This is a genomic window from Phycisphaerales bacterium, from assembly GCA_020852515.1.
GTDB lineage: Bacteria > Planctomycetota > Phycisphaerae > Phycisphaerales > UBA5793 > UBA5793.
In genome coordinates, this window is record JADZAS010000002.1 from 297,280 (window position 1) to 311,380 (window position 14,101).

At 66.0% G+C, this 14,101-nt stretch carries 9 protein-coding genes; 5 read left to right on the forward strand and 4 right to left on the reverse strand.

What is annotated here, in order from left to right; translation table 11 throughout:
• Positions 1-39: 39 nt before the first annotated feature.
• Entirely contained in the window at positions 40-1,608 is a 1,569-nt protein-coding gene (locus IT430_01405) for a phosphatase PAP2 family protein (protein MCC6906573.1), read from the reverse strand.
• Between the two features lie 287 nt (positions 1,609-1,895).
• On the opposite strand from IT430_01405, the gene speB reads away from it, so the two are divergent.
• Positions 1,896-2,852 (forward strand): agmatinase, encoded by a 957-nt coding sequence (gene speB / locus IT430_01410; protein MCC6906574.1) that lies wholly within the window; start codon positions 1,896-1,898, stop codon positions 2,850-2,852.
• A 6-nt stretch (positions 2,853-2,858) separates the two neighbouring features.
• On the opposite strand, the gene IT430_01415 is transcribed toward speB, so the two are convergent.
• Both IT430_01415 and IT430_01420 read right to left on the reverse strand, forming a co-directional pair.
• Positions 2,859-5,777, reverse strand: coding sequence for a leucine--tRNA ligase (locus IT430_01415; protein ID MCC6906575.1), 2,919 nt, complete (start codon positions 5,775-5,777; stop codon positions 2,859-2,861).
• Positions 5,778-5,893: 116 nt separating this feature from the next.
• Complete coding sequence (locus IT430_01420; GenBank protein MCC6906576.1) at positions 5,894-7,252, reverse strand: bifunctional folylpolyglutamate synthase/dihydrofolate synthase; 1,359 nt, start codon at positions 7,250-7,252, stop codon at positions 5,894-5,896.
• A 202-nt stretch (positions 7,253-7,454) separates the two neighbouring features.
• On the opposite strand from IT430_01420, the gene IT430_01425 reads away from it, so the two are divergent.
• Both IT430_01425 and IT430_01430 read left to right on the forward strand, forming a co-directional pair.
• Positions 7,455-8,246 (forward strand): TIGR00730 family Rossman fold protein, encoded by a 792-nt coding sequence (locus IT430_01425; protein ID MCC6906577.1) that lies wholly within the window; start codon positions 7,455-7,457, stop codon positions 8,244-8,246.
• A 45-nt stretch (positions 8,247-8,291) separates the two neighbouring features.
• A complete protein-coding gene (locus tag IT430_01430) occupies positions 8,292-9,899 on the forward strand; it encodes a hypothetical protein (GenBank protein ID MCC6906578.1) in 1,608 nt (535 codons plus the stop codon).
• Here IT430_01430 and galK read toward each other — a convergent pair.
• A complete protein-coding gene (gene galK, locus IT430_01435; GenBank protein MCC6906579.1) occupies positions 9,896-11,110 on the reverse strand; it encodes a galactokinase in 1,215 nt (404 codons plus the stop codon). The two genes, IT430_01430 and galK, sit on opposite strands and share 4 nt — an antisense overlap.
• Before the next feature lie 85 nt (positions 11,111-11,195).
• On the opposite strand from galK, the gene mutL reads away from it, so the two are divergent.
• Both mutL and IT430_01445 read left to right on the forward strand, forming a co-directional pair.
• Positions 11,196-13,016 (forward strand): DNA mismatch repair endonuclease MutL, encoded by a 1,821-nt coding sequence (gene mutL, locus IT430_01440; GenBank protein MCC6906580.1) that lies wholly within the window; start codon positions 11,196-11,198, stop codon positions 13,014-13,016.
• 280 nt (positions 13,017-13,296) lie between these two features.
• Positions 13,297-14,070 carry a MotA/TolQ/ExbB proton channel family protein gene (locus tag IT430_01445; protein MCC6906581.1) on the forward strand — a complete coding sequence of 258 codons (774 nt, stop codon included), beginning with the start codon at positions 13,297-13,299 and terminating at the stop codon, positions 14,068-14,070.
• Positions 14,071-14,101 lie beyond the last annotated feature (31 nt).

Below are 14,101 nucleotides of genomic sequence, written 5' to 3' on the forward strand. Positions count from 1 at the left end.
TCGCCGGGGTCTGTGGCACAGGTACAGGATGCACGAGCCTTAGCGCGGGAAGTAGCCTTCGGCGACCGTGGAGGTCGTGCAGGTTGCCTTCTGGTACGCCTGCCCGAAGCGGGTCGTGCCTCGGAAGCCCAGCGGCACGCGACGTTCGCAGACCGCGTAACCATTCGCATCGGCCATCCGGCGCCCGAAGTGCTTCGGACGGGAGAGTTCGATGTACACGCCGGGGCAGCCGGGAAGCCGACGTTCGCCAACATCGGGGCTCCAGACGAACTTCACGAGCGATCCGGGCGTGAAGTTGAACGCCTCGAACACGTTGATGTACTCAGTCCGGTAGTAGGTCGGCAGGCAGAGGATCGGCCCATTGCTCGTCACGGGCTGGAAGAAGTTGTCCTGGACGTAGTCCGCGAGGTCGCGGCCGTTCTGCTGGCCCAGTTGATTCGAAAACTCGTAGTGAATGCCGCCATAGATGCGGCTGCGGCCGGCCTCAACCGCGGCCTCGGAGAACGAGCTGTAGTACCGGGGAACGCCGGGCAGCGTGTCGGACACATCGACGAAGGCGAGGTGATCTGTTCCGAACTCGTTGGCGAGGATCTGAGCTGCTGCGGCGCTGAAGGTGCTGTGGCCGGAGGTGTACTCAGGGAACGGCGGAGTCACAACGAAACTCGACCACGTGGGATCGGGCTCGGTCAGTGGATTGCCGTCCTGATCAGCGAGAGTGATCGCGTGGTAGGGCCGCCACAGGCTGTAGTTGTACTTGTTGTCCCAGCAGAGAATCGCCGCATCAGCCAGCGCGACGTTCAACTTCGCGAACAACAGCGCGTTCTTACCCAGGCCGTAGCCGAGCGATTCAGAGCAATTCTCCGCAATCACGTTCCAGTGGCCCGGCGGCGTGCAGGTGCCGGGGTTGTCGGACCAGAACAGCGCGATCTCGGACTGATCGGCCGTGCGGCTCTGGCTGTCTACACGACCAAGGTCCTTGACCTCGTTCACGTCGGTGCCGTATTGAACGCTGTCGAGCGCGGGCGGAGCCGGCGCCCGGAATTGCGAGCCACTGGTCATGACCCACGGCGTGACCAGCGGCCACTGGGGCAGCAGAGCCGGCGCGTAGTTCGGCGGCGTCGGCCGCCACTGACCGGGCAGCGTGCCGGGCGTGTATTCGACATACCGATCCCAGCCGTCGTTGGCGCGCAGGTCGATAATCTGCTGCGCGACGTACTCACCCAGCGCGATGCCATCGGTCTTCGCCGGGCTGTCGGGAACGGTCTTAAGCGACTCATAGAGATGGAAGTCGAAGAACTCGATCTGATCCGGATAGAGACTGACGAGCACGTTATACGCCGCCGTCGCAGCAGCCGCCTCGCGCGAGGTGTTGTACCCCGGCTGCGAAACAACGACGAACGGCTCGTGCGCTCCGTCGATCGCGTTCACGGCGTCGTAGATCGCGACATGCATCATCGCCAGCGAGCGAGTCGCCATCGGCGGGTTGGCGCGCGTTTCACGAATGGTGTCGATCGCCACGCGATTCCACCGGATAACCATGTCCGTTCCGGCGAAGCAAGGGGCGGCGGCGCCCACGGCAGCAGCAACACAAAACAACAGCTTCTTCATTTTCTGTCTCCCCGTCTCGATGACTACGACTCTGGGCCGGCGATCGCGAGAAGCATCGCTGCGGCTGATATTCCTGGGCGATGCCCTGCAGCATCACTTCAATTCCGCAATCTGACGCTAAAGGATGCGCCAAACTCCATGGAAGTCAAGCCGAAAGCTATGAACAGGATGAAAAAGTCCTCTGAAAAATCCAATTCAGGAAACGCACCCCGATATTTCGCACATCCAGGACCTGCTGTTCCAGCAAACTGCTTACTTGCCGCCTTCCGAGACGCTAGCCTATCCCCATGGCCGAACCGCCCAAAACCCGCCTGCCCAATGCCCGCCAATTTCCCCGTTTCGCGGGTATCTCCACTTTTTGCCGCTTTCCCCAGATCGACACGCTCGAATCACCGCCTGACTGGGCGCTGTACGGCATTCCGTTCGACGGCGGCGTGACCTACCGGCCCGGGGCCCGCTTCGGTCCGCGGGCCATCCGCGAACAGTCCGCCTACATCAAGCCGTATCACCTCGAGCACGATCTGAATCTCGCCGACCGGCTCAGCGTGTGTGATGCCGGTGACGCACCGGTGCGGCCGTATTCGACGCGCGAGACCCAACAGGCCGCGTGCGACTTCGCCCTCGCACTGGGTGACGGTGGGACGAAGCTGCTGGCCGTAGGCGGTGACCATTCGATCGCTTTGGCCAATCTGCGCGCCACGCAGCAGCGTCACGGCGGCGGGCGTCCGCTGGCGCTGTTGCATTTCGACTCCCACCTCGACACCGTCGATGTCGCGTGGGGCGAAAAGTACACGCACGCGTCGCCGTTCATCCGAGCCATCGAAGAGAATCTCATCGACCCGAAGCGCATGCTTTCGGTGGGCATCAAGGGACCGCTCAATACCGCAACCGATCTCGACTATGGCCGCGCCCAGGGCATCGAACTCGTTACGTACGCCGATTGGAAGCACCGCAACGGCGCCGAGCGCATCGACGCCTTCCTGGACCGGCTGCGCAAGAGCGGCGAGCCGGCGTATCTCACCTTTGACATCGACTCGGTCGATCCCGCCTATGCGCCGGGCACCGGGACGCCTTCAATCGGCGGGTTCACCTCGGCCGAAGCGCTCGATCTGCTTCGCGCCTGCCGCGGCGTAAATCTCGTCGGCGCCGATGTGGTCGAAGTGCTGCCGGCGATGGACCCGGCCGGCATCACCGCACTGCTCGCAGCGCATGTCATCTTCGAGATCCTGTGCATCGCGGCGTAAGCGGATTCAGTTCGCAACGAAATTGAGCAGGCGATCAGGCACGTAGATGACCTTGCGGATCGTCTTGCCCGCCAGCAGTTCCGCGATGCGCTCGTTGGCCAGCGCCGCGGCCCTGGCGGCCGCCTCATCCGCACCCGTCGGCACCAGAACCGTCGCACGCAGTTTGCCCATGATCTGCACGGGGATCTCGATTTCCTCGTCGACCATCCACTTCGCGTCAGCGACAGGGAACGGCTCGTACATCACATCGCTCTCGCGGCCCATCCGCTCCCACAGCTCCGATGCGAGGTGCGGCACGAATGGCGCGAGCATCTTGATCAGCGCCTCGGCGACTTCGCGCGGCAGTACGTCCAGCGGCACGAGCGCGTTGTTAAACTCAATGAGCGCGGCGATGGCGGTGTTGAACCGCAGGTGGCGCATGTCTTCATCCACCTTGGCGATGGTCTTGTGCAGTGCGCGGCGGATGTCGTCGACCGGCGGCGCTTCGGTCACCTTGAGTGCGCCCGAATCGGCGTCGATAAAGTTCCGCCACACGCGCTGCAGGAAGCGGTGCGAGCCGATGATGTCGCGCGTGTTCCACGGCTTGCTCTGTTCGAGCGGGCCCATGTACATCTCGTAGAGCCGCAGCGTGTCGCAGCCATACTCGGCGAAGATGTCATCGGGCGTGAGCGCGTTCTTGAGGCTCTTTCCCATCTTGCCGTACGAGCGATTCACTTCCTTGCCGTTGTAGAAGTACTTCCCATCGCGCTCTTCCACCGTTTCGGCCGGCACGTAGACGCCGCGCTCGTCGGTGTAGGCGTACGCCTGAATGTAACCCTGATTGAACAGGCGGCCGAAGGGCTCGGGCGTGCTCACATGGCCGAGATCGAAAAGCACCTTGTGCCAGAACCGCGCGTAGAGCAGGTGGAGCACGGCGTGCTCGACGCCGCCCACGTAGAGATCGACGCCGCCGATGTGATGAATCGCGGGATTGAAGTGCGTCGCGCCGCACACCCCGCCGCCGCGCGGGCTGAGCATCCAGTAGCGCTCGATGTCCGGATCAACGAAGTGCCGATCGTCATTCGGATCGAGGTAACGCAGGTAATACCAGCACGACCCGGCCCACTGCGGCATGGTGTTGAGTTCGCGCCGGTACTGCTTGCCATCAATCTCGACGTCGATCCATGTCCCGGCGCGGCCCAGCGGCGGCTGCGGCGGGGCGTTGGGATCATCGCTCGCGGCCGGGGTGAAGTCATCCAGCGGCGGCAGTTCGACGGGCAGAGCACTCTCGGGCAGCGCGATGGGTTGACCATCGCGGTCGTAGACGATCGGGAACGGCTCGCCCCAGTAGCGCTGACGCGAGAAGAGCCAGTCGCGGAGCTTGTAATTCGTCGTGCCCTCGCCATGGCCGCTCTCTTCGAGCCACGCGATCATCTTCTGCTTCGCTTCGCCAACGTGCAGACCGTCGAGAAAGGCGCTGTTCATCGCCGGGCCGTCGCCCGTGAATGCGTCGTCGCCGAATCCCTCGGGCGGGCGCACGGTGCGGACGATGGGCAGATCGAATGCCTTGGCAAATTCCCAGTCGCGTTCATCCTGCGCCGGCACGGCCATAATGGCGCCGGTGCCGTAGCCCATGAGCACGTAGTCGGCGATGAAGATGGGAATCGGCTTGCCTGTGGCGGGATTGATGGCATGCGAGCCGATGAAGACGCCGGTCTTCTCCTTCGCCTCCGCCTGGCGCTGCAACTCCGACTTGCTCTGGGCAAACCGGCGATACGCGTTGACGGCGTCGCGCGGCGCAGCCGCGGGCGGCGCGCCTTTCCACGCCTCGCGCGTCTCCGCCGGCCACGCATCCGCCGTCAACGCATCGACCAGCGGATGCTCCGGCGCCAGCACCATGTAGGTCGCGCCGAAAAGCGTGTCCGGCCGCGTGCTGAAGACGCGGATCGTGTGCGCAGCGCCGCTGCTCGATGCCTCGATGCCTTGATGCCTTGATGCGTCAAAGTCAATAAACGCGCCTTCGCTGCGGCCGATCCAGTTGCGCTGCATCAGCTTCGTCGATTCGGGCCAGGCGAGCGGCTCGAGGTCTTCGAGGAGGCGCTCGGCGTAGGCGGTGATGCGCATCATCCACTGCTTCATCGGCCGCTTGTAGACCGGGTGGTTGCCGCGCTCGCTTCGACCGTCGGCCGTCACCTCTTCGTTGGCGAGCACCGTGCCCAGCGCCGGGCACCAGTTCACGGGCACTTGGGCGAGATAGGCCAGGCGGTGTGCGTCGATAATGCTCCGCCGGGCGCTTTCGCTCAGCGTCTGCCACGAGCCGCCCTCGCCCACTGGAACGGCGCGCCGGCCGGATTCGAACTCGGCGATGAGTTCATCAATCGGCCGCGCGCGGCCGCGGGTTCCGGCCGGATTGGTCGCCTCCGCGTCGTACCACGAGTTGTAGATCTGCAGAAAAATCCACTGGGTCCAGCGGTAAAACGACACATCGGTCGTGGAGACGGAACGCATGGGATCATGAGCCAGGCCGAGGCGCTTGAGCTGCGCGCGCATCGTCGCGATGTTGCGCTCGGTCGTGAGGCGCGGATGCACGCCATGCTCGACGGCGAACTGCTCGGCGGGCAGGCCGAAGGCGTCGTAGCCCATGGCGTGCAGGACGTGGTGGCCCTTGGCGCGCAGGAAGCGGGCGTAGATGTCGGTGGCGATGTAGCCCAGCGGGTGACCCACGTGCAGCCCGACGCCGCTGGGATAGGGAAACATATCGAGAATGTACTGCTTGGGCCTGCCGGCGAACTTCTCAAACCCGGCCTCGCCGGGATTGGGCGTGACGAACGACCGCCGCTGCTCCCAGCGCTGCTGCCACTTGGTTTCGATGGCGCCGGCGGCGGCGGCGTCGTAGCGATGGCCGGTTGATTCGCCGGCGGCTCGAGATGGAGTGTCGGTGGTCATCGAGGCGGGTCTCCCGGCCCGTTGGCCGCCATTGGCCCGGGCCGGTCATTGCCGTTCCAAAAACACAACGGCAAGGGTAGTCCGACAGGATGCGCCGAGCCGCCAAATCCCGTCCCTCACGCGCCGTCCGGAGGCGAAACGAACATCTTGCGCGCCTCGCCGGCGAGGTAGAACGAGCCGGTGATGCAGATGAGATCTTCGCGATTCACCGCCCGCTTGGCCAGGTCGAGCGCCTCGGAAAGCGATGCGGCCGTCTGCGACATCTTGCCCGAGAGTTCGGCGAATCGCTGGGCCAGGAATTCCGGATCGCGTGCCTTCGGATTGAGCCGGGTCCGCGTGAAGATGATCTTGTCGGCGCCCATCGCGACGGCCTTGAGCATGCTGTCCGCGTCCTTGTCGCGCCCGCAGCCGAAGACCACGACGAGCGAGTCGTAGCGAACGTGGGCCGGAAGGGTGCGCAACAGGGCGGCGATCGACAGCGGGTTGTGCGCCCCGTCGATGATGATGCGCGGATGGTTGCAGACCTGCTCAAAACGGCCGGCGAGCGTGGTGTGCGCCAGTCCCTCCACGATCGCTTCCTCGGCCAGGGCGTCGCCGCGCTCGCGCAGGCAGTCGATCACCGCCAGCGCCAGGCCGCAGTTCAGCGCCTGGTGCTCTCCTTTGAGCGGCACGGGAACGTGGTCGAAGACGGTGCGCGGCGTTTCGAGGCAGATGCGGCATCCCGGCCCGGCTTTCGCGGCGGTCTCAAAGCGGCTGGTAAACTCGATGTCCTTCTCAAGAAATCGAATCGGCGCGCCAACGCTCCCCGCCACTTCGCGCAGGGCGGCCTCGGCTTCGGGATCCTGAGGCGTACTGACCGCCGGCACTCCGGCCTTGAAAATGCCGGCCTTCTCGCGCGCGATCAGATCGAGCGTGTCGCCGAGGATCTCGGTGTGGTCGTAACTGATCTGCGTGACGGCGCAGACCTCGGGTGTAATGACGTTGGTCGCGTCCAGCCGTCCGCCGAGGCCGACTTCCATGATCGCCAGATCGACCGCCTGCTGGGCGAAGTGGTAGAGCCCGGCTGCGGTGAGAATCTCGAAGAAGTGAAGCTGCTCGACGTTGGCCGCCTCGGCCGCCCGGGCCACCTCTGCCAGCGCCTGGCGCAACTGGCTCTCGGAGATGTCGCGCCGGTCCACGCGAATCCGTTCGCGCACGTCGATGAGGTGAGGCGAGGTGTACTGGCCGACCGTCCAGCCGCAGCCTCCAAGGGCCGCGGCGAGCATGGCCACCGTCGAGCCCTTGCCCTTGGTGCCGGCGATGTGCACGGTGCGCAGGTGATCCTGCGGGTCGCCGAGCTGTTTGAGAATCGCTCGCGTGCGGTCGAGGCGAAACGCCTCGTCCGGCTTGGCGATGCGGTGGGTGCGTTCCAGATCGACATGGTCAAAAAGCCAGCGCATCGCGCCGGAATATGTTTCGAGAGTTGGCCCGTGCACGTGCGGTTCCTGAAGTCTTCGCGGACTCGGCTCTTCCCCGGTGACCACACGGGCATGGTACTGACGGCAGCGGAACGGTCAAGAGACATGGCGGTCAGTGAAAAGCCCGTGTCGCGGCCGACGCGCCGACCCGGCATCGTCCGACCGCGTACGATCGAGACCGCCGTTTTCTGCCGCCCGAATTTGAAAGGCCGCCCACTCCATGACCGTTGAAGAGATCAGGCACCACAGCAGTTTCGGCTACGAGGCGTGGCGCGTGCTGCGCATCGTCGGGGAATTCGTCGAGGGCTTCGAGACCCTGGCCAGCATCGGCCCGGCTGTGTCGATCTTCGGCTCGGCCCGGACCCCGCCGAGCGACCCGTGGTACCAGGAAGCGGAAAAGTGTGGGCGACTCCTGGCCCAAGCCGGCACGGCGGTCATCACCGGCGGCGGGCCGGGCATCATGGAAGCCGCCAACAAGGGCGCCTGCGACGCCGGCGGCATCAGCGTCGGGCTCAACATCACCCTGCCCATGGAGCAGGACCCGAACCGCTACCAGACGCACGAACTCACGTTCAACTACTTCTTCTGCCGCAAGGTCATGTTCGTCAAGTACGCCAAGGGCTTCATCATCTTTCCGGGCGGCTACGGCACGTTCGACGAATTCTTCGAGGCCCTCACGCTCATTCAGACGTTCAAGATCGAGCCGTTTCCGATCGTCTGCGTGGGCCGCGAATTCTGGAGCGATCTCGTCGAGTGGATGCGCAACACACTGGGCGAGAAGTTCCAGACCATCAGCCCGGAAGACATCGATCTGTTCAAGGTGACCGACACGGCCGAGGAAGCCGTCGAGATCGTCCAGGCGCACATCGCCGGCGAAGCGGTCACCTCGGCGGGGCTGCCCCAGTTCCCCGGCTCGGCGGGCGAAAAGTCCGCCGAAGGCACGCGTGTGGGCGTGGACAAGCACCACAATCGGCGGCCGAGGCGCAACGGCAAGAAGCCGCCCGCCGACTGAGCCTCGCCTGAAACCGGGACCGCTCGGCGCCATATGAGCACGAAGATGCGATCAACGCCCCGCAGCCGCCGCACGTTCTCCCGCGCGCTTTCAATGGGTCTGCTCCTCGGCTGCTTCGCGGCGAGCAACCTGCATGCGGCGACCGGGCGTCAGGACGATCCCCCCCACACGATCGACCTCTCGAGCGCTGCGCCTGAGCAGGTCATCGAACCGACGACCACGTGCGCGCTGCCTGCGAATGAATTCCCAGACCAGGTCATCGTCGATGGCCAGCGCCATGTGGCGTACGCGGCGACGGAGTATGTGGCGATCAATCTCTTCTCGGTGGCGGCGGCGGTCTGGATCGAAGTGGTTGCGGCTGTGCTGGCCGTCGTGCTGCTCGTGCTGCTGCGAAGGATCTGGCGGCGGCCGCAGTCGCCCGGCAGCGCGTACTGCCGCCGGTGCAACTATGAACTGACCAACCTCGCAGGGTTCGTGTGCCCGGAGTGCGGCTCGGATGTGAGCGGCCGCGGCCGAATGCGCGGCCGCCGCCGCTGGCCGCGCGCCATGGTGACGGCTCTCTTGCTGCTGGCGGTGATCTTCGGGTACGCGCTCGCTTTCCGGCGCGTGCCCCGCCTCATCTGGCCGCAGCACTGGCCCGCATGGTGGTCGAGGCGGATGGATGAGGTCGCCGAAGCGAATTCGAAATACCCCTGGCTCATCCAGCACAGCCGGGTGCTCTCGCGCCTCGTCGAGATCGACCTCGCGAGCGGCTCGGCTCACACCATCGCCACGGGGCAACATCCGGAAGCTGATCACATCAACGCGCTGTTCCTGTCTGACGATGGCGACCGACTCACGGTCTGGCGGGGGGGACGGATCGAGACGCGCCGCGCGCCGGACTGGCGCATCGAAGCGAACATCGACCTGCCGCGCCTGCTCGCTCGCCACCGCCTGCTCAGCGTGATCGAGGTTCTGGCCGACCGCGACGGCGCCAGGCTTCTCGTGCTGGCCCGGGCGCTTGGCGGCGGCGATCAATCCACCTCGCCGTGTGCCGGCATGCTCATCGACGCCCTCTCCGGCGAGATGATCTGGCAACTGGAGGACTTCGCGGACCAGAGACTCGCATCGCTGCGCGCGGTGCATTCCGGCGACTTTGATCGCTTCATTCTCGCCGGCGATCTGCCGGCGACGGGGCAGACGACGCTCTCCGAGTGGTACATCGCCGGCGGCCAGCCCGTGCGCATGCGCCACTTCGACACCGCCGCGTACGTGCTCGGGCCGCGGCTGGCGCGCAACGGATTTGGCAATCGCATTTGGGCGAGCAACATGGACAGCCTTGAAGCGTGGAACCTGCAGACCGAGCGTATCGAGCGGCGCATCGCGCTGCCAGCTTCAGCCGCCCTGCTCACTGCCTGGCCGGGGCATGCGCCGCGGCTGATCGTCACCATGCTCGACAGCGCGACGACGGTGTGGATCATCGACCCGGAGAGCAACCGCGTGCTCGCTGGCCTGGCTGGAGCGCCGCCGCGCACGCGCGGCGTGCAGGTGCTCGGCGATGGTCGAACGCTGGCGCTGTGGGGCTACGACGACAACCTCGACCACAAGGTCGTGCTGCTCTTCGATGCGTCGAGCGTGGCGGCGAGCGGCGACGCGGGCGATCCATCGCGCTAGTTGCCGCGCAGGTGCACGGCCGCGGCGCCGTCGGCCGCAGCCGTGGCGAAGATGGCCGGAAGGCGCGCAAACCGGGCGTTGAACGAATCGCCGATGGATCGGGCGACCTGTTCCGCGCTTTGAGGAGCGCACAGCACGATGGCGCAGCCGCCGAATCCGCCGCCCGTCATTCGCGCGCCCATGACGCCGCCGGCTGCGCCGAGTTGGCGGGCGGCCGCCACGACGCAGTCGAGTTCGGCGCAAGACACTTCGTACTCATCTCGCAATGAATCGTGCGATTCGAACATGAGTTCGCCGAACGCGTCCAGTTGCCCGGCCCGCAGCGCGGCCACGGCCTTGAGCACGCGCTCGTTCTCTGTAATCACGTGCTGCGCTCGCCGGCGAATCAGCGGATCGAGGCGCGCCGCGCACGATGCGAGCATGGGCGCATCGACATCGCGGAGCGAGTTGATCGGCCGCCCGGTGAGCCGGGCGATGGCGGTCACGGCCTGCTCGCACTGCCGCCGGCGCTGGCCGTACTCGTTCGTCGCCAGGTCATGATGCACGCCCGTGTCGATGACGAGCATGACGGCTCGATCGCGCGGCGGCATAGGCACATGCTCGATGGCGCCGCTGCGGCAGTCCAGGTGCAGGGCGTGATCGGCGCGGGCCATGATCGAGGCGCTCTGATCCATGATGCCGCATGGCACGCCTGCAAACTCATGCTCGACCCGCTGGCACAGCAGCGCCTTGTCGCGCGGCTCCAGGTTCTGGCCGCTCACCTGCTCAAGCAGCGTCGCCAGCGACACGCACAACGCCGCGCTGCTGCTGAGCCCGGAGCCGACGGGCACGGTGCTGGCAATGATCGCAGCGATGTTGGGCAGCGCGACGCCGAGATCCTGGAACTGCCGCGCGGTGCCGCGCACATAGTTCGACCAGCCGCCACCGGCCGGTTCGATCGGCCGGGTGAAGTCCAGGTGCAGCGCCTCATCCTGCGCCAGGCTGAAGATGGTGGAGCGACCGGCATCCGAAGAGTCTGCGGCGATGGTGCACCAGCGCTCGATCGCCATGGGCAGCACGTGGCCGCCGTTGTAGTCGGTGTGCTCGCCGATGAGATTGAGCCGCCCTGGCGCCGCGACCACCCAGCGCGGCGAGCGGCCGAAGCGCGAAATGAACGCGCGGCCGGCCTGGTCGGCCACGGATTCGAGTTTCGGCGAAGCGGTCAGAGACATCGGGCAACTCCAGCACGCGATCCGAGCCGAGTCAACCGCCGACCGCTCGCGACCCGCTCGGGCCACTTCGATACAATGCCGCCGGATGCCCGAGATTCGCTCACTTGATCCACTGCTGGTGAACCAGATCGCGGCCGGAGAGGTCGTCGAGCGCCCCGCGTCCGTGGTCAAGGAACTCGTCGAGAACTCCATCGACGCCGGCGCGCACCGCATCCGCATCGAACTCGAGCAGGGCGGCATCGAGCGAATCGAGATCGTCGATGACGGCTACGGGATCCACGCGTCCCAACTTCCCCTGGCCGTGGCGCCCCACGCGACAAGTAAACTCACGCGCGCCGAAGACCTGCACGCCATCGCGACCATGGGCTTTCGCGGCGAGGCACTCGCCGCCATCACTTCGGTGAGCCGGTTTTCCATCATCAGCCGCGCTGCGGGCCAGCCCAGCGGCGCCCGGCTCGATGGCGAAGGCGCTTCTCTCGCCCCCCCTGCTCCCTGCGGCTGCCCGCCAGGCACGACCATCGTTGTTCGCAATCTCTTCTTCAACACGCCGGCGCGTCGCAAGTTTCTGCGTACGGTGCAGACCGAGTTCGGCCACATCTCCGATCTCGTCGGTCGCCTGGCCATGAGCCACCCCGCCCTGGGTTTCGTGCTCGTGCACGACGGCCGCACCGTGCTCGACCTCCCGCCCCAGCAGTCGCCGCGCCAGCGCATCATCGAAGTGCTCGGCCGGGAACTTGAAAACGAACTGCTCGAAGTGAGCCTCGACAGCGCAGCCGTCGAGCGGCCGATCACGGTCTGGGGCTTTGTCGGCACGCCTTCGGTCGCGCGGAGCAGCGCGCGCTTTCAGCACTTCTTCATTAATGGACGCTTCGTGCGTGACAAGACGATCGCGCACGCGCTCAAGGAGGGCTACCGCGGCCTGCTCGATCCGACGCGCCTGCCCCTGGCGGTGCTCTACATCGAGATGGATCCGGCGCTGGTCGATGTCAACGTGCATCCGACAAAGGCCGAGGTCCGCTTCCGCGAGACCCAGTCGATCCACGGTCTGGTGCTCACGGCGGTGCGGCAGCGGCTGCTGCTGGCAGACCTCACGCCGGATGCGAGCGTCGCGCCCGCGCGCCCGTCGTTCACCTGGCCGGGCAGCGAAGCGCCGATCGTCTCGACGCAACCCAGCGCCGCGCGCGCCTTCGTCGAACATTTCAAGCAACTCGACCCGGTGCAGCGCGGCGTCGCCTACCAGGAGATCCGCGAGGCCCTCAAGGAAGACGGCGTCGATGAGCCGGACATCTTCGCCGGAGCGCCGGCGTCCAACGGCTCGGCGTCGCACACCGCCGTGCGCATCCTGCAGGTGCATTCGAGTTACATCGTCGTCGAAGACGCCGAAGGGCTGAGCATCATCGACCAGCACGCGCTGCACGAGCGCGTCATGTTCGAGGAACTCAAATCCCGCGTGCTCGTGGGGAGCCTTGAGTCGCAGCGCCTGCTCATGCCGGCGGTGGTCGAGGTCCGCGCCGAGCAGATGGACCTGCTCGACACCCTGGCGGGGCTGCTGGAGAAGATCGGCGTGCAGGCCGAGCCGATCGGGCCGCGCTCGATCGCGGTGCACGCTTTTCCGAGTTTTCTGTTTGAGCGGCGCGTCGATCCCGTCGTGTTTCTGACGGAACTGTTCGACCGCGCGGCTGAAGACGGCTTCTCGCCCGAGGATGAAGCGGCTCTGCACGAGGTGCTCGACATGATGAGTTGCAAGGCCGCCGTGAAAGCCGGCGACCGGCTCAGCGAAGCCGAACTGCTCGAACTGCTCAGACGCCGCGAAGCCATCGAGCGCGGCGGCAGTTGCCCGCACGGACGGCCGACGACCATCCGCATGACGCTGCGCGACCTGGAAAGGCAGTTCGGACGACGATGACTCACGGCTCAACCGCGACCCGAAGGCTTTGCGCCGGGGAGCGAAAGAACCCGAGCACCCAGGAGACTCCATGAGACAATTGCTGGAACGATGTATCGGGTGCCGTGGTCAAGTGACGCTTTGGGAGCGCAGGCCACGCGGACGCGCGAGCAGCAATCGAATCAGTTTGCCTGATCGTCCTCGCGACGGCGTGGCCCTCCGGTCGCAGAGCCTCCCTCCGGACCACGGCACCCCAACTCTCCATTGGCGCCTTCTGTGCGTTCCTGCGGCGATTTCCCTGTTGCTTAGTGCGACTGCCGCGCTGGCCCAGGGCCAGTCGGCCGCCCAGCCGACGGAGACCTCGTTCGCCGCAGCGTTCTTCCTGTCGCGCGGCTCGATCTTCGGCACGGCCATCATCTGGTTTCTGCTGGCGCTGTCGGTCTTCAGCGTCGGTCTCATGGGCTACATGTGGGTCATCAACCGCCGCGTCCACATCCTGCCCGACGGACTCGCTCAGCGCTCACGCCAACTCATCCAGACGCAGCAGTACCGCGAATTGCTCGGACTGCTCTCGGCCGATGTGAGTTACTTCGGCAAGGTGCTGGGCGCCTCGCTGCAGGAATCATCGCACGGCTTTGGCGCGATGATCCGCGCGCTCGAGCAGGCCGCCGACGAGCACACCACCCGACGCCTGCGCCAGATTGAGATTCTCAACGTGATCGGCAACGTCGCCCCGATGATCGGCCTCTTCGGCACGGTGTACGGCATGATTCTCGCCTTTCAGAGCATCGTCGCCGCAGGCGGGAGGCCAAGCCCCGTCGAACTCGCGGCGGGCATCGGCACCGCGCTGGTGACGACCTTCTGGGGGTTGATCATCGCCATTCCATCCGTCGCCGTTTACGCGCTGATCCGCAACAATGTCGATGCGCTCACGAGCGAAGCCATGCTGGAGGCTCAGGACCTGGTGAACCGGTTCCGCCCGAGCCAGGCGGCGCCGCCTGCCGCGTCTCCCGCGGCGCCGACGCGACTGAACCGGCCGAGCACGCCCGGCGGCTCGGCGAATCCAGGCGCCTGAGATCGAAAATGCCACGCGCCCGCGCCATCCA

What these genes read in the sequence shown, in the direction of transcription:
- IT430_01405 (MCC6906573.1), bottom strand. Translation starts at nt 1,608, where the DNA reads ATGAAGAAGCTGTTGTTTTGTGTTGCTGCTGCCGTGGGCGCCGCCGCC.
- speB (MCC6906574.1), top strand. Translation starts at nt 1,896, where the DNA reads ATGGCCGAACCGCCCAAAACCCGCCTGCCCAATGCCCGCCAATTTCCC.
- IT430_01415 (MCC6906575.1), bottom strand. Translation starts at nt 5,777, where the DNA reads ATGACCACCGACACTCCATCTCGAGCCGCCGGCGAATCAACCGGCCAT.
- IT430_01425 (MCC6906577.1), top strand. Translation starts at nt 7,455, where the DNA reads ATGACCGTTGAAGAGATCAGGCACCACAGCAGTTTCGGCTACGAGGCG.
- IT430_01430 (MCC6906578.1), top strand. Translation starts at nt 8,292, where the DNA reads ATGCGATCAACGCCCCGCAGCCGCCGCACGTTCTCCCGCGCGCTTTCA.
- galK (MCC6906579.1), bottom strand. Translation starts at nt 11,110, where the DNA reads ATGTCTCTGACCGCTTCGCCGAAACTCGAATCCGTGGCCGACCAGGCC.
- mutL (MCC6906580.1), top strand. Translation starts at nt 11,196, where the DNA reads ATGCCCGAGATTCGCTCACTTGATCCACTGCTGGTGAACCAGATCGCG.